Source organism: Mangrovicoccus sp. HB161399, from assembly GCF_013184745.1.
Classification (GTDB): Bacteria; Pseudomonadota; Alphaproteobacteria; order Rhodobacterales; family Rhodobacteraceae; genus Mangrovicoccus.
Genome location: NZ_JAATVU010000056.1, coordinates 18,135 through 38,889 on the forward strand (window position 1 = coordinate 18,135; position 20,755 = coordinate 38,889).

Genomic DNA, 20,755 nt, shown 5'->3' on the forward strand with positions numbered 1-20,755 from the left:
AAGTCATTGAATACTGCGTTGAATCCCCGAAGCTAGGAGGAGACGGCACAGTTTGGGACGGCGCTCTTTGCATCAGGAGATCACCTGCGAGATCCGCGAGATGATCCTGGCCGGCCAGCTCCGGCCCGGCTCCAAGGTGCCGGAGAAGGAACTGGCCGAACAGCTGGAGATCTCCCGCACGCCCTTGCGCGAGGCGCTGAAAGCGCTGTCGGTCGAAGGGCTGGTGACCCTGATGCCGAACCGCGGCGCGAGCGTCTCCGTGGTGACGCGCCAGCAGCTGGAGGAGCTTCTGCCGGTGATGGGCGTGCTGGAGGAGCTGGGCGGCGCGCTGCTCTGCGCCCGGCTGGCCGCGGCGGAGGACCGCGCGGCCATGCTGGCGCCGCTGGAAGCGCTGCATGCGGAGATCCTCGCGGGCTACGCCGCCTGCGACGAGCCGCGCTACCGCAAGGCGAACAAGGGCTTCCACGAGGCGGTGATCGCGCAGGGCGGCAACGGCGAGCTACTGGAAATCTACCGCATCGCGCTGGCCCGGATGCACATGAGCCGGTTCCTCGCCGAGAAGACCGCGGAGGACTGGGCGCAGGCTGTGGCCGATCACGAAGGCATCATTGCGGCGATCCGGGCGGGCGACGGCCCGCTGACGGGACGGCTGCTGCGCCACCATGCCGAGCACACGGCGCGGCGCGCGGTACTGAACGCGCTCGACCGGCAGGGGTGAGCCCCGCCGCCCCGGGAGGCGGCAGGGCAGGGGATCAGTCGAACATCACCGCGGGCAGCCACAGGGCGATGGCCGGGAAGGCTAGCACCAGGATCAGCGCGATCACCTGCAGCCCGACGAACTGGAACATGCCCGAATAGATCTCCTTCAGGTGCCATTGCGGCGCGACGGCCTTCAGGTAGTAGGCGGCCATCGCCACCGGGGGCGACAGGAAGGCGGTTTGCAGGTTCACCGCGACCAGCGCGCTGATCCACAGGAGGTTCAGCCCCGCCTGCTGCACGATCGGCAGGAAGATCGGCAGGAAGATGAACACGATCGGCGCCCACTCCAGCGGCCATCCCAGCAGGAACACGACGATCATCAGCGCCATGACCACGCCGAAGGGCGGCAGGTCCCAGCTGACCAGCAGGTTGGCGATCCAGGGGCCCGTGCCCAGCCGGTTGAAAACCGCGCCGAACATGTTGGAGGCGAGCAGCAGGAACAGGATCATCGAAGAGACGATCACCGTCTGGTAGAGCGCCATGCGGAGCCGCGGCAGCGTGAAGCGGCCATAGAGAATCGTCAGGATCAGCGCGCCGGCCGCGCCCATGCCGGCGCCCTCGGTCGGAGTGGCGACGCCGGTGAGGATGCTGCCCAGCGTCGCGCCGATCAGCACCAGCATCGGCGTCATGCCGACGATCAGCTCCTTGACCGCGACCCTCCAGTTGGCCGGGCGCTCCGCTTCGGGAAGGGCCGGGCCGAGCGCCGGATTGATCCAGCAGCGGACCAGCGTGTAGGCGAGGAAGAGCCCGGTGATCAGCAGCCCCGGCAGGATGCAGGCGGCGAAGAGCTTGGGGATCGAGACGCCGACCACCGGGCCCAGCACCACCAGCATCACCGAGGGCGGGATCAGGATGCCGAGGGTGCCGCCGGCGGTGATCGTGCCTGCGGACAGGGCCGGATCGTATTTCGACTTGGTCATCACCGGGGCGGCCAGCATGCCGATCAGCGTCACCGAGGCGCCGATGATGCCCGTCGCCGTGGCGAAGATCGTCGAGGTCAGCAGCACGCCGATATAGAGCGCGCCCGGCACGCGGGCGAGGGTGAACTGGAATCCCTTGAACAGCCGCTCCATGATGCCGGCCTGTTCGAGGATGTAGCCCATGAAGACGAAGAGCGGCACGGCGGCCAGTGTCTCGGTCCCCATCACGCCCCAGGCCTGGTAGACCATCAGGTCGAAGGCGCGGTCGCCGAGGCCGAGATAGCCGAAGAACACGGTCAGCACGATCAGCGTGAAGGCGATCGGGAAGCCCGCGAAGATGCCGACCAGCAGCGAGGCCAGCTGCACGAAGCCGAGGATGACGCCGAAACTCATGCGGATTCTCCGCTGCGGAACTGGAACGCGGCCTTGATCACCTCGGAAACGCCCTGGATCATCAGCAGCAGCGCGGTGGCCGGGATGACCGCGCGGTAGGGCCAGAGGATCGGCCGCCAGAAGCTGGCCGAGGCGCGCTCGGTGATCATGAAGGAGCTCAGCGCCTTGTCGAAGCCGGCCCAGAAGAAGAAGAACAGCCCCGGAAAGAACAGGAGCACGTAGAAGACGAGGTCGACGCCCGCCTGGGTGCGCGGCGACCAGTCCTTGAAGAACAGGTCGGTGCGGATATGCCCGCCGAAGCGCAGCGTCGTCCCCGCCCCCAGCATGAAGATCGTGCCGTAGAGCATGTAGCTGAGGTCATAGGCCCAGATGCTGGGATTGTTGAACGCGTAGCGGCGGATCGCCTCCATCACCACGATGGCCACCAGCGCCAGCACCAGCCAGCTGAGGACGTGGCCGTAGAGATCGGCGAAGCGGTCGATCTTCATCACGATGCCGCGCCAGGGATCGGGGATGTTCGGGACCGCCTTGCGCATCTGCTCGAGATCCGGAAGGTCCTCGTCCTGCTTGAGCGCGCGCAGGAGCGCGTCGTCGTCTTCGGCTGCCATGTCGGATCCTTGCCTGCCGTTCGGACGGAGGACGGCCCGTGCCGCCCTCCGCACGGGATCATTCGAAGCCGAAATGCTTCAGCGCGATGTCGGCCGGCGGGTTGATCCGCGCCTTCAGCGGCACGACGCGGGCGGCGAAGTCCTGCTGGCTGTCCAGCACCTTGGCGAAGAACTCGTCCTGTTCGGCATAGCGGTCGAGCACCGCCGACCATGCAGCCAGCTGCGCCTCCATCACGTCGCGAGGGGTCTCGGTGACCTTGACGCCCATCTCGGTCTCCATTTTGGCGAGCGCCTTGGAGTTCTCGTCGAGACCCTTCCAGTAGAAATCGGCGGATTCGGCCATGACGGCATAGGTGACGATCGCCTTCAGGTCGTCGGGCAGCTCGTCCCAGCGCTCCTTGGAGACGAAGAAGTTCTGGATCAGGCCCAGCTGCAGGTAGCTCGGCATCATGTAGATCTTCCGCACGTCCGGGAGGCCGAGGATCATGTCGGCCTTCGGCCCGAAATACTCGGCGGCCTCGATCACGCCCTGCTCCAGCGAGGGCACGACCTCGGATCCGGGCACGGTCACCACGGCCGCGCCCATCTCGCGCATGACGTCGACCGGCAGGCCGGGCGTGCGGTACTTCATGCCCTTGATGTCCTCGGCAGAGGTCACCGGCTCCTCGAACCAGCCGAAGGGCTGCGCCTGGGCCGGGCTCAGCAGGAAGGACACGGTGTTGGTCATCTGCAGCGTGTCGTTGATGTATTCGGCGAACAGTTCCTTGCCGCCGCCGTAATACATCCAGCCCATCAGGTCGATCGAGGGCATGCCGAAGCCCGGCGCCGAGGCGAAGAGGCTGCCTGCCGGATGCTTGCCGACCCAGTAGTCGGCATCGCCCCCGGCCGCGTCGATCACGCCGTCATTGACCGCGTCGAGCACGTCGAAGGCCGGGACGAAGGCACCGCCGGGGCTGACCTCCATGATTAGGCGGCCGCCGGACATCTGCTCGATCATCTCGGCGAGCCGGACGAAGGTCATGTGCAGGTCGTCGCCCGAGGCATAGGCGGTCTGGACGGTCCATTTGAATTCCTGCGCCGCGGCGGGCAGCGCAAGGCAGGCCATGGCGGCCGCCGTGGCGGCGCCCTTCACGGGGAGGGCGATCTTGGAAAGGAAGGACATTGCGTTTCCTCGCTGTTGGATTGGGTCGGGCCGCGGCTTGCTTTTCTTGGAGGTTTCGTCCCGGCAGGGCGGCCCTGCCTGCCGGGCCCCGTTGTTCAGTCCGGCGCGGTCCCGGCCACCAGCGGCTCGAAGCGGGAGGCGAGCGCGCAGAGGAAGGCATCGCGCCCCGGCGCGGCGTTGAACTGCACCGAGGATTTCAGCCCGTTCGCCGCCGCGCCGCCCGGCACGCAGGCCGCGGGCAGCTTGGCGAGCGACCAGATGCGGTTGACGAAGGGATCGCCGGTCCAGCCCAGCCCTTCCGGCGCCAGCGCGGCGGCTGCCGGCCCCATCACCGCGTCGATGTCCGCGAAGAGGGCGGTGCAGAACAGCCGGAACCGGTCGGCGGTCTCCAGCGCCGCTGCATAGTCCTCGTGGGGAATCGCCAGGGATGCGTCGCAGAAATCGCGCAGTTCCTCCGACAGCAGGTCGCGGTGCTCCGCCAGCTCGCGCGCCAGCGCGCGGGGGATTTCGTAGCCCATGACGGTCTTCTGCGCGTCCATCATCTCGAGGAACGGCGCCGGATCGTCGAGCTCGGTGACGCTGTGGCCGGCCGCGCGGATCGCCTCCGCTGCCCCTGTGACGGTGCTGCGGGTGGCGTCATCCACGGCCTCCCAGACCGCAGCCGGCAGCAGCGCGAGCTTCAGCGGGCGGTCGGGCAGGGGCTCGGGCGACCAGGCGGGAAAGGCCTTCAGCATCGCCTCGATCCCGGCCATGTCGCGGGCGAAGACGCCGACCCGGTCGAGCGTCGGCGACATGATGCGCACGCCCGCGCGGGGAATGTAGCCTGCCGAAGGCAGGAAGCCCGCGATGCCGCAGAAGGCGGCCGGGCGGATCACCGATCCGGCGGTCTGGGTGCCGAGCGCCCAGTCGAGCAGTCCGGCGGAGACGCCCGCGACCGAGCCCGAGGAACTGCCGCCCGGCGAATGCGCCATGTTCAGCGGGTTGCGCGTCGGGCCGGGCTTCGTGGTGGCGTATTCGGTGGTGACGGTCTTGCCGATCACGGTGGCGCCGGCGGCTTCCAGGGCTGCGACGCAGGGCGCGGTGGCGGCGGGCATCTGCCCCTCGCAGATCGGCGAGCCGCATTGCGTCGCCAGCCCGGCCACATCGATGATGTCCTTGACGCCCAGCCGTATGGCCGGGCGGTCCGCGGGCAGATCGGGGGACAGCTGGACGAAAGCCTTCAGCTCCCGTTCCACGTTTCCAAGCTCCGCGATCCAGTCGGGGGTCGTCATTGCCATGCCTGTCTTTCCTGCCAGTTCCGTGCAGGAGTTTCTGCGCGGCAGCATGACTCGGGCAAGATATAATTATTCATGCAAAATGCATCGTAGCCGGCTGCACGATATTTATGCTTCGCGGCAATGAATTTTGTGCGGTGATGCCGGATTTTGGGCATCCTCCCGAAACCGTGTCTGCATCGCGGCAGGCTGTAGTCAAGCTTCTGGGGTGTTTTGGAAAAAAGAAGCGGCGACCCCAGGGAGGAGGAGGGGGCCGCCGCAGATTTTCCGCAGCTCAGGGAGGAGGAGGAGCTGCCGGAAACTCGTAAATCCGGAGGATGCTGCTGCATCCGATACAGAGACATTAGCCGGTCTGCTGCGTTGCAGCAAGATATTTTGCTGCAAGGCAGCAATGCAGTTGCAGCATGGCTCCCGGGCCATGGCCCGGACATGCAAGGACCGGCCCCCAGGGAAGGCCGGTCCCACAGCCGCGCAGCATGGGCGGCTCAGCCGTCGCGCAGCACCAGCACGGATTTCCTCGAATGCCGCAGCAGCCGCGAGGCGTTGCTGCCGAGCAGATATTCCCTGAGCTCGGGCCGGTGCGCGCCGACGATGATGAGCCCGACATCCAGCTCGTCTGCCAGCCGGATCACCTTGTCGTAGACCGTGCCTTCAAGCACGTGGATCTGCGCGTCGATCCCGGCAGCCTCCACCGCGCGGACCAGCTCGCCGCGGGCGGCTTCGAGCGAGCGGGCCTCGAAATCCTCGCCCAGCTGCGAGCCGACGATCGCCATGCCGACATCGGGCACGACGGTGACGACATGCAGCGCCGCCCCCCAGCAGGCACAGCTTTCGGCTGCAGCCTTCAGCAGGGCCTGCGTCTCGCCGGGAACCGCGACGTCGACGGATGCCAGAACGGACTTGAACATCTCCTGTCTCCCCTCAGAAGGCCGGCTGCGTCGCCCGCGGGCGCTGGACCATCACGATCAGCGCCAGGAGCAGGAAGGCCGGGATGAAGAACACTTCCTTCGGCATCCGGTCGTTCTCGACCTTGACCGAAACGATCCGCGCGGGCTCGTCGCCGTAGAAGTCGAAGCCGTTGGCCAGCGTCTCGAAGAAGGGCGTGCCGGGGAAGGGCTCTTCCAGCAGCAGCTGTTCGCCCTCTTCCAGCACGGTCAGCCCGGCGGCTTCCAGCCGCGCCAGACCGCCGCCGGCGTCCTGCGGCGTGATCTGCAGCGTGGTCGTGGCCAGCTTGCCGGTGTCGAAATCGGGCGCCTCGACCTCGACCCGGGCGGATGTGCCCGCGGGCAGGCTGCCGATGGCGTCGAGCGCGGCGGTGCCTTCGTAGCTCTGGAACTCCGGCTCGATCTGGTCGAGCCAGAAGCCCGGACGGAACAGCGTGAAGACGACCAGCAGGATCACCGCGGTTTCCCACAGGCGGCTTTTCGCGATGAAATAGCCCTGCGTCGCGGCGGCGAAGAGCAGCATGGCCACCAGCGAGACGCAGAAGATCAGGATCGCGTGGAAGAAGGTCACGTCGATCAGCAGGAGGTCCGTGTTGAAGATGAACATGAAGGGCAGCAGCGCCGTGCGGATGTCGTAGCTGAAGCCGACGAGGCCGGTCTTGATCGGATCCCCGCGCGAGATCGCGGCGGCGGCATAGGCGGCAAGTCCCACGGGCGGCGTGTCGTCGGCGAGGATGCCGAAGTAGAAGACGAACATGTGGACCGCGATCAGCGGCACGATCAGCCCGGATTGCGCGCCGACCGAGACGATGACCGGCGCCATCAGCGAGGACACGACGATGTAGTTGGCCGTGGTAGGCAGGCCCATGCCGAGCACCAGCGACAGCACGGCGACGAGGACCAGCAGCACCATCAGGTTGCCGCCCGAAATGGTCTCGATCACCTGGCCGATGATCTGGTGCGCGCCGGTGAGGCTGATCGTGCCGACGATGATGCCGGCCGCGCCGGTGGCGACGCCGATGCCGATCATGTTGCGCGCGCCCGCGACGAGACCCGAGACGAAATCGGCGAAGCCCGCCAGCGTCTCGCCCGCCATGGCGGAGCCGCCGCGGAACATCGCCTTCAGCGGGCGGTGGGTCAGCGCGACGATGATCATCGCGATGGTCGCCCAGAAGGCCGAGAGCGCGGGCGACAGCCGCTCCAGCGTGTCGGTGCGCACCATCAGGTTCCACACCAGCACGAAGATCGGCAGCGCGTAGTAGGCGCCGCCCAGCAGGGTCGGCGTCAGGCGCGGCGCCGAGACGACAGGGGCGTTCGGGTCGTCCACCTCGATGTCCGGATAGCGCGAGGCGACATAGACGAGGCCCAGATAGGCAAGCCCCAGCAGCACAAGCGCGGCATAGATCGTCTCGCCGGGCATCAGCGGCTCCAGCATCATCCGGATGCCGATGACGGCCATGGTGACCGCGGCCATGGCGAGGAAGCCGGTGAGGAACAGGATCAGGATCATCGGCACGCCGATCGCGCGGCCGGGCTTGTCGAGCCCCTTCAGCCCCATCTTCAGGCTTTCCAGGTGCACGATGTAGAGCAGCGCGATGTAGGAAATCACGGCCGGCAGGAAGGCGTGCTTCACCACCTCGATATAGGGGATGTTGACGTATTCGACCATCAGGAAGGCCGCGGCGCCCATCACCGGCGGCGTCAGCTGGCCGTTGGTGGAGCTTGCCACCTCGACCGCGCCGGCCTTTTCGGGCGAGAAGCCGATGCGCTTCATCAGCGGGATGGTGAAGGTGCCGGTGGTCACCGTGTTGGCGATGGACGAGCCCGAGATCATGCCGGTCATCATCGAGGACAGAACCGCCGCCTTGGCCGGGCCGCCGCGCAGCGCGCCCAGCATGGCGATGGCGACCTTGATGAACCAGTTGCCGCCCCCGGCCTTCTCCAGGAGCGCGCCGAACAGCACGAAGAGGAAGATCATCGTGGTGGAGACGCCGAGCGCGACGCCGAACACGCCCTCGGTCTGCATCCAGTAATGGCCCATCGCCTTGGAGAAGGAGGCGCCGCCGTAGTTGGTGAGGTTGCCGATCCAGGCGGAATAGCCGCCGAAGAATGCGAGCGCCAGGAAGAGCGAGCAGATGATCACCAGCGGCAGGCCGAGCGAGCGGAAGGTCGCAACCATCAGAACCACCATGCCGATTCCGGACATGACGATGTCGGTCATGCTCCACAGCCCCGGCCGCTGCGCGATCTCGAAGCGGAACACCACGAGATAGAGGCAGGCCGCCACGCCGAGGATGGCCAGCGCCCAGTCATAGGCGGGCACCCGGTCGCGGTGGCCCATGATCGGGAAGGCCAGCGTCGCCAGCAGCAGCGCGAAGGCCAGGTGGACGTAGCGCGCCTGGGCGACGATGTTGGCGAATTCGGACACGCCGGTCAGCTGCGCCATGACGCCGGGCAGCTTCGAGGCGATGTAGAGCTGGAACAGAGACCAGATGATGCAGAGCGCGAAGATCAGCTTGGTCACGAAGGGCCCGGCCTCGCGGGCGCCGGTATCGGCCGCGGCGACCATTTCCTCCGCGGATAGTTGCGTCTTGTCGCTCATGCTCTGGTCCCCGGCCCTGCGGCTTGCTGTTCGTCAGTCCTGTCCGGCGCGCCGCGGGCGGGCGCGCCGGGATGTCATGAGGCGCCCGGGATCATTCCATCAGGCCGAGTTCCTTGTAGGCCTTCTCGGCGCCCGGATGCAGCGGCGCGCTGAGGCCGTCATGGATCATTTCCTCGGCCTTGAGGTTGGCGAAGGCCGGGTGCAGGCTGCGGAAATCGTCGAGATTGGACATCACTTCCTTGGCGACGACATAGGCGACCTCGTCCGGAACGGCAGTCGAGGTGACGAGGGTCGCGCCGACGCCGAAGGTGGTGGTGTCATCGGGGTTGCCCGCATACATGCCGCCCGGAATGGTGGCGACGCGGTAATAGGGGTTGTCGGCGACCAGCTTGTCGATCGGTTCGCCGGTGACCGAGATCAGCTTGACGTCGCAGGTGGTGGTGGCTTCCTGGATCGCCGCCGCCGGGTGGCCGACGGTGTAGATCATCGCGTCGATGTTGCCGTCGCAGATCTGCTTCGCCATTTCCGAGCCCTTGTACTCGGTCGCCAGGGCGAAATCGTCCATGGTGATGCCGAAGGCGTTCATCACGACTTCCATCGTGGCGCGCTGGCCCGAGCCCGGGTTGCCCACGTTCACGCGCTTGCCCTTGAGTCCCTCGAAGCTGGTGATGCCGCTGTCGCCGCGCACCAGCAGGGTGAAGGGCTCGGGATGGATCGAGAACATCGCGCGTTCTTCGGGGAAGGGGTGGTCGGCGAATTGCGAGGTGCCGTGATAGGCGTGGTACTGCCAGTCCGACTGGGCGACGCCGAATTCCAGCTCGCCGGCCTGGATGGTGTTGATGTTGTAGACCGAGCCGCCGGTCGATTCCACGGCACAGCGGATGCCATGCTCCTTGCGGGACTTGTTCACCAGGCGGCAGATCGCGCCGCCGGTCGGGTAGTAGACGCCGGTCACGCCGCCGGTCCCGATCGAGATGAACTGCGTCTCCTGCGCCGATGCGGCGCCGCCGATGGCGATGGAGGCAGCGGCTGCAAGGCCACCGATGATGGAACGAAACTGCATGGATGGTCTCCCGTTGTATGTCACGTGTACGCTCGCGCGTCCGTGAACGGAGGGTTCACCAAGTTTCGGGCGGTGTCATCCCCAAACTATTGTTTTTTCTGCGCTGTCCAGTAGGCGGAGGTGGCCTCGCGCAGCCGGTCGTAGGATTCGATTCGCGACCGCGCGGCCGCGCCGCCGCGATGCATCAGCATCGCCAGCAGCACTTCGATGACCGCCATCATGCCGGCGAAACAGCCGAAACTGTGCGTGGACTGGACCGAGATGACCAGCACGTGCTCGGGACGCAGCAAGGGCGAGATCACCTCGGAATCGGAAATGAGAAGCAGTTTCAGCCCTTTCCTCTGGGCAAATTCGCAGGCCTCCACCGTCTCGCGGGAATAGGGCGTGACCGCGATGGCCAGCAGCACGTCGCCGGGCCTGGCGTCGTTCAGATCGTCGATCGCCGTGTTCTGGTGGCGCGGGATCAGCTCCAGCGAGGGCAGCGCCATCCGGCCGACATAATGGAAGTAATAGGCCATCGCATAGCTCGCGCGGACTGCCGTCAGGTAGACCCGGTCCGCCTCCGCCAGCAGCGTGGTCATCGCCTCGATCGTCTCCAGGTCCTGGTGCTCGAGCGAGCGCGACACGATCCCCATCGCGTTCGCGGCCGCAGCGGCATAGACTTGGCCGAGATCGCCGCGGTCCTGCTTGGCGGTCAGCCAGATCTGCTCTTCGCCCGGGTCCGAGGAGGACAGCAGCGCCTGTCGGAACGGCTCGCGGAACGCGTTGTATCCCGGAAAACCAAGCGTTTTCCCAAGCTTGACCAGTGTGTAGGTGCTGACCCCGGCCTTCCGTGCGGTGTCGCGGATCGGGTCGATGCCGACATCGGACGGATGGTCGATGATGTATTTCGCGGCCTGCCGCAGCTGCGGCGTCATCTCTGCGATTCCGTCCTTCAGGGCGGCCAGAATGCGGGTCTTGCGGGTCGGATCCATCGCTGCCTCCGGCTGGATGGGCCAAACATATGTTATTTCCCGGCGATTTGACAGGCGATGCAGTTTTCCGCTTGGCTCGCGTCAGGCCGGGCGGATCCCGGCCGCCCGCAGCCCCAGGGCATATCCCAAGGACGCGCCAGATGAGCCATGTCTTCCCCCGTCAGATCAAGTCCCCCCCGCCTGTCGCCGTCACCGGCCAGGGCTGCTATCTCGTCGATGCCGCCGGGAAGCGTTATTTCGACGGTTCGGGCGGCGCGGCCGTGTCGTGCCTCGGGCATGGCGACCCCGAAATCGTCGCGGCGGTGCAAGCCCAGGTGGAGAAGCTCGCCTTCGCCCATACCGGATTCTTCACCTCCGAACCGGCCGAGGCGCTGGCCGATCTGCTGATCTCGAAGGCGCCGGGCAGTCTCGACTGGGTGTATTTCGTCTCCGGCGGGTCCGAGGCCACCGAGGCCGCGATGAAGCTGGCCCGCCAATACCATGTCGAGCGCGGCGAGCCGCAGCGCCGCCACATCATCGCCCGCCGCCAGAGCTATCACGGCAACACGCTGGGCGCGCTGGCCGCCGGCGGCAACCAGTGGCGCCGCGCCCAGTTCGAGCCGATGCTGGCCGACATGCGCCATGTCGCGGCCTGCTACGAATATGCCGAGAAGCGCCCGGGCGAGAGCAGCTACGACTACGGCCAGCGCGCCGCGCAGGAGCTGGAGGACGAGATCCTGGCCTTGGGGCCGGACACCGTGATCGCCTTCATGGCCGAGCCGGTGGTCGGCGCAACGCTGGGCGCGGTCCCGGCGGTCGAAGGCTATTTCAAGCGCATCCGCGAGATCTGCGACACCTATGGCGTGCTGCTCATCCTCGACGAGGTGATGTGCGGCATGGGGCGCACCGGCCATCTCTTCGCCTGCGAGGCCGAGGGCGTGGCGCCCGACATCCTGTGCATCGCCAAGGGGCTGGGCGCGGGCTACCAGCCGATCGGCGCGATGCTCTGCACCGGGGAGATCTACGGCACGATCGCCGGCGGCTCGGGCTTCTTCCAGCACGGCCACACCTATATCGGCCACCCGACTGCCTGCGCCGCCGGGCTTGCCGTGGTCAATGCCATCCTCGACCGCGACCTGCTGTCGAACGTGAAGACCCAGGGCGACGCGCTTGCCGCGGCCCTGTCCGAACGCTTCGGCCAGCATCCCCATATCGGCGACATCCGCGGCCGCGGCCTGTTCCGGGGGCTGGAGATCGTCGAGGACCGGGAAACCAAGAGGCCCTTCGACCGCAAGGCGGGGATCGCGCCGAAGCTGAAGAAGGCGGCCTTCGAGGCCGGGCTGATCTGCTACCCGATGCAGGGCACCCGCGACGGCCAGTCGGGCGACCACGTGCTGCTGGCGCCGCCCTTCATCATCGGGCCGGAGCATGTCGACGAGATCACCGGCAAGCTGGCCACGGCGCTGGCGCAGGTGCTGCCCTCCTGATGCCGTGAAGGCCGTTTCGGCGCGCGGCATTTGAAACGCGCGCCGGGCGTGGTATCATGATCCGCGCGGACATGCTCTGGGAGGAGATCATGCAGCCAGAACTCGCAACGCGGCGGCGCGTCCTCGTCGTCACCTACGAACGCTACATCGAGGCGGACCGGGAATGGACCGAAGCCCTCGGCGAGGTCCAGCGCTGGTTTCCGGCCGATGACCGGCCCTATGCCGAGGCGATGGGCGAACCGGGGTCGCGGATGCGCGAAATCTACGAAAGCCGGATGCGGGCGCTGCTGCAGTTCGAGGCCGCCCGCGAGAAGTTCCACACCGCCCGCCAGCGTCTCGCAGCCCGCCGGATCCACGTCGCCTGACGCAGCCCGGCGCTGCCGCGGCCGCCCCGTCTCCCGGAGGCTTTCCGGAAGCGTGCTGGGTCGCGCGCCGTTCGGTCTCTCGAAATTTGCGGAAATTGCATCTCTCTTGATGTCTGAGACATCAATATGGTAGTCTGGGCATGCAGAAGGCAATTTCAGGGCATCACGCATGATCACCTCAGCCCAGATGCGCGCCGCGAGGGCGCTCCTGGGGATCGACCAGAAGACGCTGGCCGAGCTCTCGGGCCTCTCCGTGCCGACCATCCAGCGGATGGAAGCCAGCCCCGGCAATGTCCGCGGCGTGGTCGACAGCCTGACCCGCGTGGTCGAGGCGCTTGAAAAGGCCGGCGTGGAGCTGATCGGCGAGGGCGCGCGCAGCTCCGAGGGCGGGCGCGGCGTCCGGCTGAAATCCGGCCCGGCCGGGTCCTGAGGGCCGCAGCGTGACCGGCACCGCATCCCGCCCGACCGCCGCGCCGAGCTTTGCCGAGCTCTTCACCCCGAAACTCGCCACCGTCCTGCGCGAGGGCTACGGCGCGGCGCAGCTGCGCGCCGACGCCATGGCCGGGCTGACCGTCGCCATCGTGGCGCTGCCGCTGTCCATGGCGATCGCCATCGCCTCGGGCGCGACCCCGGCCCAGGGACTCTACACTTCGGTGATCGGCGGCTTCCTGGTTTCCGCGCTCGGCGGCTCGCGCTTCCAGATCGGCGGCCCGGCGGGGGCCTTCATCGTGCTGGTCGCCGCCACCGTGGCGCAGCACGGGGCGGGCGGGCTGATCCTCGCGACCTTCCTGTCGGGGCTGATGCTGGCGGCCGCCGGGTTCCTGCGGCTCGGCACCTTCGTCAAGTTCATCCCCTTCCCGGTGACGGTCGGCTTCACCGCCGGAATCGCGGTGATCATCTTCGCCAGCCAGGCGAAGGAGCTCCTGGGCCTCGCGCTCGCCCACGAGCCCGGACCGCTGGCCCAGAAAGTCCCTGCGCTGTGGGCCGTGCGGGACAGCCTGTCCCCGGCGGCGCTCGGGGTCTCGGCGGCCACCGTTGCCGCCATCCTCGGCCTGCGCCGCTGGCGGCCGCACTGGCCGGGCATGCTGATCGCCGTGGCGGCGGCCTCGGTCGCGGCGGCGCTGTTCTCCCTGCCGGTTGCCACTATCGGCAGCCGCTTCGGCGGCATCCCGCAGGCGCTGCCGATGCCGCATCTGCCGGATCTGAGCCCGGCCAAGGTGATCGAGGTGCTGCCTGCCGCGGCCTCCTTCGCGCTGCTCGGCGCCATCGAGTCGCTGCTCTCGGCGGTGGTCGCGGACGGCATGACCGGGCGGCGCCACCGTTCCAACTGCGAGCTGGTGGCGCAGGGCGCGGCCAATCTCGGCTCGGCGCTGTTCGGCGGGTTCTGCGTGACCGGCACGATCGCGCGGACCGCCACCAATGTCCGCTCCGGCGCGCATGGCCCGGTAGCGGGGATGCTGCATTCGCTGTTCCTGCTGCTCTTCATCGCGCTGGCCGCGCCGCTGGCCGCCTTCATCCCGCTGGCGGCGCTGGCCGGGGTGCTGGCGGTGGTCGCCTGGAACATGATCGAGCGCCCGGCCATCCTGCTCCTGCTGCGCTCGGGTCCGGGCGAGGCGGCGGTGCTGGGCTCGACCTTCCTGCTGACCATCTTCCGCGACCTGACCGAGGCGATCGTCGCGGGCGTGGCGCTCGGCTCGCTGCTCTTCATCCAGCGGATCGGCCGGATGACCGCGGTGGCGACCGGCGCGCCGCTGGTGGCGCGGGACGAGGCGGACGGCGCCCACCCCCGCGGCGCCTATGACGAGGCCCAGGCCGCCGATCCCGGGATCGCGGTCTACCGCATCACCGGGGCGCTGTTCTTCGGCGCGGCAGCCTCGATCGGCTCGGTGCTCGACCGCATCCAGGACGGGCACCGCGCGCTGGTGATCGACCTCTCCGCCGTGCCCTTCCTGGACTCGACCGGCGCCAACATGATCGAGGGGCTCGCGCACAAGGCGCGCAGCCGCGGCGTGGCGCTCTGGATCACAGGCGCGGCGCCGGGCATCGCACGGGTGCTGGACACCCACGGGCTGCGCCCGCCGCTCGCGCGGCGCGCTGCGACCGTGGAGGCGGCGGTGGCGCTCCTGCGCGGGGAGGAGGCGGCATGACCGCGGCGGCGCGGAACCGCCCGGGCCGGGACCGGTCCGGGGCCGCGGCGCGGCGGCGGGCGGCGCTGCTCGCGCTGGAGCGCCCGCGGACCCAGGCCGAGCTTCGCGACCTCCTGGGCATGAGCAACAGCGGCGTGCTGCACCTCCTGCGGCGGCTGGAGCGCGACGGGCTGGCGCGCCCGGCCGAAAAGGTCGGCTGGACCCGCATCTGGGAAAAGGTCCGGCAGCGCGGCTGATGCGGGCCGGAACCGCGGGTTTGGCCCCTGAATCGGGCGCTGCGGCGGCTGAACCGGCCTTTCCCGGCCGCGACGGGGCCGGCGGACCATGGGCGGGCTTGACTTGCCGCACGCGGAATGTGCGGGATGTAGCTGCGCTGTCCTGCCTCCGGGACGGGCGCGGGGTGCCCGGGGCTTCGATGGTGCGATGGCGAAGGAAATCGAACGCAAATTCCTCGTGACCGGCGAGGGCTGGCGGGACCGCGTGATGCGCAAGGTGCATCTGCGCGACGGAATCCTGGCCTTTGCCGGCGGGCGCAAGGTCCGCATCCGCTTCTATGACGGGCGCGCCACGCTGACGGTGAAGGGCCCGCGCATCGGCATCAGCCGCGACGAATTCGAATACGACATCCCCGGAGAGGACGGCCTGGTCCTGCTGGAGCAGCATTGCGGCGGCGGCATCCAGGAAAAGACCCGCCACCATGTCTTGCATGGCGGCTTCGAATGGACCGTCGACGAGTATCACGGGCTCCTGGCCGGGGTGGTGATGGCGGAGATCGAGCTGCCGTCGGAGGAGGCCGAGTTTCCGCACCCGCCCTGGCTCGGGCGCGAGGTTACCGGCCTGCCGGAATACCGCCAGGCCAACATGGCGGAGGCCAGGCGGCAGCGCGGCAATACCGGCTAGCTCAGGCCGGGAGCGCCGCCAGCGGCCGGGCCGGGCGGCGGGACAGCCGCCACAGAGCCGCGACCAGGCCCAGATTGGCCACGCCTGCTGCCGCGGCCAGCGTGAAGGCCGCCGCGTAGCTTCCCGAGATGTCATGGGCCGCCCCGCCCATGTAGCCGCCGAGCCCGTGGCCCAGCCAGGCGAAGGCGATCACCACGCCGCTGGCGCCCGCGCGGTGCCGCGCCGGGATCAGGGTGCGGATCGAGGTCAGCACGCCGGTCATCACCCCGGCATAGCCGAAGCCGTAGACCGGCGCGAAAACCCGGAACTGCCCCAGGTCGCCGAGCTGCGCGAAGCCCGCGACCAGCAGCGTCTGCCAGGCGCTGGCGATCAGGTAGGCGGGCAGGGCGCCGGTCCGGTCGGCGAGCCGCCCGAAGGCGATGCGCCCGCCGATCGCCGCCAGCATCATCAGCAGCATGACCTGCCCGGCCTCGGGACCGGAAATCCCGCAGCCCTGGACCAGCGGCACCAGATGCATGAGTGGCACCGCCATCAGGCTGCAGCAGCAGATCACGGCAAGGCTGAGCAGCACGGTGACCGTCGCTACCGGCGGCCCGTCCGCTTCCGCTGCTCTGCCTGCCGCGGCGGCCGGGGCGGGGTCGCGCATCGCCAGCGCAAGCGGCACCAGAAGGGCGAGGCTTGCGAGGCCCGCGGCAAGAAGCGCGCCGCGCCAGCCGAGCGCGCCGATCAGCAGCGTGTTGGCATAGGGGATGCCGCCCTGTCCCAGCGCCTGCCCGGCAGAGACCAGCCCGATGGCCAGCCCTGCGCCGGTGGCGAACCAGCGCCCCACCAGCGCGAAGAGCGGCGCGAACATCGCGCCGCCGCCCAGGGCGCCTGCAAGGAAGAACAGCGCCCAGAGCTGCCAGAGCGCCGTGGCGAAGGAGGCAGCCACGAGCGCCAGTCCCAGCGACAGCGCGCCCGCCAGGACCACGGCGCGGGTGGAGATGCGGTCGGCCAGCATCCCCATCGCCGCCCCGCCGAGTGCCAGCCCGGCCATGCCTGCGGTGTTGATGAAGGCGATGCCGCCGCGGCTCCAGCCCTCGGCCCGCTCCAGAGGTTCGAAGAAGGCGGACAGCCCGTTGACGAGCTGTCCCATGGCGATGGCGAGCATGGCCGCGGCGGCGGCCGCGATCGCCCAGCGGCGGGAGGGGGCGTCAGCGGGCATGTCCCTGTCTCCTTACGCGGCCGGGCGGCGCGGATGCAGCCAGGCGGGCAGGAAGGCATAGGCATTGCCGACGCTTCCTCCGTCCATCTGCCGTCCGGCGGCCTCGAGCATGGCCTTCAGCCGCCCGTCATTGAAGGCGTCGAAGGTCTCGGTCGCCCCGCCGACATGGGTGCCGCCGACGAAGATCTGCGGGATCGTCGCCGCGCCGGTCATCTCGGCCAGGGCCTTGCGCACTGCGCCGCCGCGGTTGTCCGCCCGGTACTCCGGCCCGTCGAGATCGACCGAGCGGAACGGGATGCCCGCCGCCTTGAAGAGCTTGCGCACCGACCAACAGAATTCGCACCATTCCAGCGCGAAGATCACCACCGGCTGTTCCGCGTCCGAGATGATTTCCCGCACATGGGCGAGCGCCCCGGCCTCCGCGGCTTCCGGCGCAGCTGCGGGCGCCTGCGCCGGCGCGGCATCGAAGCGGAACCGCGGCGTGGAGGAGGCGATCGCCATCTCCTCCTCGTTCATCGCCTCGCCGACATCGGCGAAGAGCGGCGTCGAGAGGTAGCGCTCGCCGGTGTCGGGCAGCATGGCGAGGATCTTCGCCCCTTTTGGCGCGCGGCGCGCCACCTCCAGCGCGGCGGCGAAGGTCGCCCCGGAGGAGATGCCGCAGAGGATGCCCTCCACCCGCGCCAGTTCCCGTGCGCCCTTCAGCGCATCGGCGCCGGGGACCGGGCAGATTTCGTCGATATGGCCGGCATCGATCACGTCCTGCGCCAGCTTCGGGATGAAATCCGGGGTCCAGCCCTGCATCAGATGCGGGCGGAAGGCCGGGTGGCTGGCGGCGGGGGACCCGTCGGGCCGCACCGCCTGCGCGATGCCCGAGCCGAGCAGCGGCGAGTTGTCGGGCTCGGCCGCCACGATGCGCGTGGCCGGGCTCTTCTCCTTCAGGCGGCGCGCCACGCCCTTCATCGTGCCGCCGGTGCCGAAGCCGGAGACCCAGTAATCCGGGCCCGTGCCGCCGAAGGCGGCGAGGATTTCCTCCGCCGTGGTCTCGCTGTGGATGTCGGGGCCTGCCTCGTTGTCGAACTGCCGGGCCAGGAACCAGCCATGGGTCTCGGCCAGTTCCTGCGCCTTGGCCAGCATGCCCGAGCCCTTCTCGGCGGCGGGCGTCAGCACCACCTTGGCGCCGAGGAAGCGCATCAGCTTGCGGCGCTCGACGGAGAAGCTCTCGGCCATCGTGACGACCAGCGGGTAGCCCTTGGCGGCGCAGACCATGGCGAGGCCGATGCCGGTATTGCCGGAGGTCGCCTCGATCACGGTCTGGCCCGGCTTCAGCGAGCCGTCGCGCTCGGCAGCCTCGATGATGCCGAGGGCCAGGCGGTCCTTCACCGAGCCCATCGGGTTGAAGGACTCGAGCTTCACGTAGAGCTCGACGCCTTCCGGCACCAGGTGGTTGACGCGGACGACCGGAGTGTTGCCGACGGTGGAGAGGATGCTTGCATGGGGGTTGGTCATGTCTTCGGTTCCTTCTGGAAATCTGGGATGTTGCTGAAAGGGGGATCAGGCGGATTTGCGGGCGGCGTCCGCCGCTCCGGCCTGCATGGTGGCGGCCACTGCCGAATAGGCCGCCAGCCAGGCATCGCGGGCGGACGCAGGGAAGGCCGGGCCGAGCCGCGCCGCCATCGTGGCGATCAGCGCCTCGCCGACCGCGCCGTAATGGGCGTCCTCGACTCCATAGCCGGCATGGCGCGCACCCATTGCCCGCAGCGGCGCGAGCACCGGAGCGAGGTCATGGGCATGCTGCACCACGAGGCCGATCGCGGCGGCGAGCTTGCGGCCCTGATCGGCGAGCTGGGCGGGAAACATCGGCCGCAGCTCCGGCGCGATGCGGAAAAGTTCGCCGTAGAAGGCTTCGGACATGCCGGGCGCGTCCTGCGCCAGCAGCGTCCATGTCGCGCGGATGGCGCGTATATCGTCTTGGGTCAGGCTCATCGGGTCATCCTCGTTCAGGTGATGCCGCGACATTGCCCTCGGCACTTTTCCGCCTTGTGTCGGCCGGTGCCACCGGCGGTTTCAGTTGTTTCAGACGGACGGCCGCGCGGTGGCGGGGGGCTGCAGCCGGAAGACAGTTGCGCCCGCGCAGGGGGCTTCGCGCTGCCATGGGCGTTCTGCGCGCTGGCCAAAGGCAGCGCCCGCCAGGGAATGAGTTCTTCGGAGATAATGGCAGGACAGGGCCGGGCATTCGGGCGCAGCGCCCGATGCTCAGGTCTGCTGGTGCCGCCCGTCGCCAGTGCCGCCAGAGGCCGTTCGCTCATGCATGGACCGCGCCGCGAGGCATCGCAGCCCTGCGCGCATGATTCCCGCGAGCGTTCCCGGTGCTTTTCAAGGTTGTTGTCACCGGTGCCTATTGTCAGGCTGCGCACTCTCCCGTCCCGGCCAAGGGGCCGCCGCCGACTGCTTCCCTGGCGAGCGCGTCGGAGGCCCCTTGGCCTCTCGGCATCTCGTCGGGCCGTTCCGGGTTGAGCCAGACCGATCCGATCGGCGTCCAGAGCCGCGTGCCGCCTGACCAGCGCTCGGGCCGCGCCGTCCGGGCCAGTTCGCAGACCTGGCGGAGCTTTTCCAGGAGAGCACGCGCCCCGCCGCGGTGGCGCTGCCCGGGCGTCACGAAGCGGATGGCGCTGGTGCGGTGCTCGCGGTTGTGCCGGGCGACGAAGCCCTGGACCCAATCCCGAGCTGCCCCGATGCCGGCGAAGCTGCGCGGAGGCCAGTCCGGACGGCACTTGCAGCTCCGGAACAGCGCCTCGGAGAAGGGGGTGTCATTTGGTACGCGTGGCCGGCCGAAGGAGGCCGTGATGCCGAGCCGGTCCATCGTTGCCTTCACGGTCGCGCCTTTCATCGGACTTCCACTGTCCGCATGCAAAACCAGTGGGTTGGCCAGGCATTTCTCCGCCCAGACAGCGCGCCGCTGCGGGTTCGGCCGGGGCGAACGCCACGGTGACAGCGGAGTTGCCGGCGGATGCGCCGCCGGTTCGAGCACCGCTGGCGACGCCTGCGACACGCGCGCCTGCCACGACGCCGTCGCCGACCACGGTGCGGCAGCAATCATTCCGCCCCGCCGCAACGCCAGGCCCCGGAAGCCGGACAGCGCCGGAGCCCGGGCACGCAACGGGATCCCGAGGGCGTCAAGGCACTTGGGCCGGACACTCTGGCGGAACTGGAGCGGATGCCACCGCCGCAGCAGGGTGGAAACGAAAATGACCTGCGCGAATCTGCCCGGCCAGCGGCTGATGTCCGTTCGGCGTAGGCTTCGGACCGATGGCGGTCGATGCCTCGCCTTCGACCGCCAGGTGGCGGAGGTCCGGATCCGCGCGTTCGCGGCTGCGTTCGGACCAATGGCGCTTGCCGCTTCACGGCCCTCGGCATCCCGGTCACCGTGACCATGGGATAAGCGTGTCCGGGGAAAGGGGAGCTCTGGCCGCTAGCTAATTTGTGCAACACGTATGACCGCCCCTTGCGCAAGAGGGATTTGGAGCATTTTGGCGCGCTGTCGGGTGCTGACATGTATCCGGCTTCTTGATGCGGCCATCAAATGCCGCGGGCCCGAAGGCACCTTGTTGCAGACTGGATTTGCCGGCCCCCTCGCACGACCGTTGCGGCCCGGGCTGCTCTCGGCCCTCCTCCGCTCCGGCGTCTCGCGGCCGCTGGCCGGCCTTGCGCCGCCATTGCCGGAGCCCGGCGGGTCTCTCCGCTCTTCGTCAGTGCCCGGAGTGAGCCCGCGAGCGCGATGGTTCGCGTGAGCGGGCGAACGCGCGCCGCTCGCGATGCGCTCGGACCGGTGGCGCGTCACCGCTCGCTGTTCGCAAGGGCCACGCGGACCGGCATCGGCGGTTCGATCCCCGGCATCTTCCGGAGCCGGGCAGAAAGCGGAGTTCGCCTGCTTGCCGCCTGTATCTGCGCGTGAGTTCCGAGATCCGCTGGGACAG

19 protein-coding genes and 2 pseudogenes are annotated in these 20,755 nt (G+C 68.8%); 8 read left to right on the forward strand and 13 right to left on the reverse strand.

Annotated elements, in window-relative coordinates; genetic code table 11:
* Positions 1-67: 67 nt before the first annotated feature.
* On the forward strand, positions 68-718 hold the full coding sequence (locus tag HCC78_RS23570; RefSeq protein WP_172331238.1) for a GntR family transcriptional regulator: 651 nt from the start codon (positions 68-70) through the stop codon (positions 716-718).
* 34 nt (positions 719-752) lie between these two features.
* Here HCC78_RS23570 and HCC78_RS23575 read toward each other — a convergent pair whose 3' ends face one another.
* The 8 genes from HCC78_RS23575 to HCC78_RS23610 all read right to left on the reverse strand — a co-directional run bounded on the left by HCC78_RS23575 (position 753) and on the right by HCC78_RS23610 (position 10,699).
* On the reverse strand, positions 753-2,072 hold the full coding sequence (locus HCC78_RS23575; protein WP_172331239.1) for a TRAP transporter large permease subunit: 1,320 nt from the start codon (positions 2,070-2,072) through the stop codon (positions 753-755).
* Entirely contained in the window at positions 2,069-2,680 is a 612-nt protein-coding gene (locus HCC78_RS23580; RefSeq protein WP_172331240.1) for a TRAP transporter small permease subunit, read from the reverse strand. The genes HCC78_RS23575 and HCC78_RS23580 overlap by 4 nt, the downstream gene beginning before the upstream one ends.
* Before the next feature lie 58 nt (positions 2,681-2,738).
* Positions 2,739-3,842 (reverse strand): TRAP transporter substrate-binding protein, encoded by a 1,104-nt coding sequence (locus tag HCC78_RS23585; protein WP_172331241.1) that lies wholly within the window; start codon positions 3,840-3,842, stop codon positions 2,739-2,741.
* Between the two features lie 95 nt (positions 3,843-3,937).
* Positions 3,938-5,119 (reverse strand): amidase, encoded by a 1,182-nt coding sequence (locus tag HCC78_RS23590; RefSeq protein ID WP_172331242.1) that lies wholly within the window; start codon positions 5,117-5,119, stop codon positions 3,938-3,940.
* 482 nt (positions 5,120-5,601) lie between these two features.
* Entirely contained in the window at positions 5,602-6,024 is a 423-nt protein-coding gene (locus HCC78_RS23595; protein WP_172331243.1) for a universal stress protein, read from the reverse strand.
* A gap of 13 nt (positions 6,025-6,037) precedes the next feature.
* Positions 6,038-8,662, reverse strand: a complete 2,625-nt coding sequence (locus tag HCC78_RS23600; RefSeq protein WP_172331244.1) for a TRAP transporter permease — start codon at positions 8,660-8,662, stop codon at positions 6,038-6,040.
* 91 nt (positions 8,663-8,753) lie between these two features.
* On the reverse strand, positions 8,754-9,725 hold the full coding sequence (locus HCC78_RS23605) for a TAXI family TRAP transporter solute-binding subunit (RefSeq protein ID WP_172331245.1): 972 nt from the start codon (positions 9,723-9,725) through the stop codon (positions 8,754-8,756).
* 86 nt (positions 9,726-9,811) lie between these two features.
* Positions 9,812-10,699, reverse strand: a complete 888-nt coding sequence (locus HCC78_RS23610; RefSeq protein ID WP_172331246.1) for a MurR/RpiR family transcriptional regulator — start codon at positions 10,697-10,699, stop codon at positions 9,812-9,814.
* Between the two features lie 140 nt (positions 10,700-10,839).
* Between HCC78_RS23610 and HCC78_RS23615 the strand changes: the two genes are divergently transcribed.
* The 6 genes from HCC78_RS23615 to HCC78_RS23640 all read left to right on the forward strand — a co-directional run bounded on the left by HCC78_RS23615 (position 10,840) and on the right by HCC78_RS23640 (position 15,577).
* Entirely contained in the window at positions 10,840-12,165 is a 1,326-nt protein-coding gene (locus HCC78_RS23615) for an aspartate aminotransferase family protein (protein ID WP_172331247.1), read from the forward strand.
* Between the two features lie 56 nt (positions 12,166-12,221).
* Complete coding sequence (locus tag HCC78_RS23620) at positions 12,222-12,530, forward strand: hypothetical protein (RefSeq protein ID WP_253949324.1); 309 nt, start codon at positions 12,222-12,224, stop codon at positions 12,528-12,530.
* A gap of 169 nt (positions 12,531-12,699) precedes the next feature.
* A complete protein-coding gene (locus HCC78_RS23625) occupies positions 12,700-12,960 on the forward strand; it encodes a helix-turn-helix domain-containing protein (RefSeq protein ID WP_172331248.1) in 261 nt (86 codons plus the stop codon).
* 10 nt (positions 12,961-12,970) lie between these two features.
* On the forward strand, positions 12,971-14,677 hold the full coding sequence (locus HCC78_RS23630; protein ID WP_371743919.1) for a SulP family inorganic anion transporter: 1,707 nt from the start codon (positions 12,971-12,973) through the stop codon (positions 14,675-14,677).
* Positions 14,674-14,913, forward strand: a complete 240-nt coding sequence (locus HCC78_RS23635; protein WP_172331249.1) for a winged helix-turn-helix transcriptional regulator — start codon at positions 14,674-14,676, stop codon at positions 14,911-14,913. The genes HCC78_RS23630 and HCC78_RS23635 overlap by 4 nt, the downstream gene beginning before the upstream one ends.
* Before the next feature lie 187 nt (positions 14,914-15,100).
* Entirely contained in the window at positions 15,101-15,577 is a 477-nt protein-coding gene (locus tag HCC78_RS23640) for a CYTH domain-containing protein (RefSeq protein WP_172331250.1), read from the forward strand.
* 1 nt (position 15,578) lies between these two features.
* Here the strand turns inward: HCC78_RS23640 and HCC78_RS23645 are convergent, their stop codons facing one another.
* The 5 genes and pseudogenes from HCC78_RS23645 to HCC78_RS23660 all read right to left on the reverse strand — a co-directional run bounded on the left by HCC78_RS23645 (position 15,579) and on the right by HCC78_RS23660 (position 19,668).
* Positions 15,579-16,781 (reverse strand): MFS transporter, encoded by a 1,203-nt coding sequence (locus HCC78_RS23645; protein WP_172331251.1) that lies wholly within the window; start codon positions 16,779-16,781, stop codon positions 15,579-15,581.
* A gap of 12 nt (positions 16,782-16,793) precedes the next feature.
* Positions 16,794-17,180, reverse strand: coding sequence for a glutaredoxin family protein (locus HCC78_RS33915; protein WP_371743920.1), 387 nt, complete (start codon positions 17,178-17,180; stop codon positions 16,794-16,796).
* A gap of 69 nt (positions 17,181-17,249) precedes the next feature.
* Positions 17,250-18,287: pseudogene (gene cysK / locus HCC78_RS23650) on the reverse strand (cysteine synthase A); the annotation flags it as partial.
* Between the two features lie 45 nt (positions 18,288-18,332).
* Positions 18,333-18,764, reverse strand: coding sequence for a globin domain-containing protein (locus HCC78_RS23655; RefSeq protein ID WP_172331253.1), 432 nt, complete (start codon positions 18,762-18,764; stop codon positions 18,333-18,335).
* 418 nt (positions 18,765-19,182) lie between these two features.
* The gene (locus HCC78_RS23660; RefSeq protein ID WP_172331225.1) at positions 19,183-19,668 is read right to left on the reverse strand and encodes a hypothetical protein; all 486 of its coding nucleotides are present in this window, start codon (positions 19,666-19,668) and stop codon (positions 19,183-19,185) included.
* Positions 19,669-19,798: 130 nt separating this feature from the next.
* Here HCC78_RS23660 and HCC78_RS33920 point away from each other — a divergent pair.
* Positions 19,799-20,220: pseudogene (locus HCC78_RS33920) on the forward strand (hypothetical protein); the annotation flags it as partial.
* Positions 20,221-20,755 lie beyond the last annotated feature (535 nt).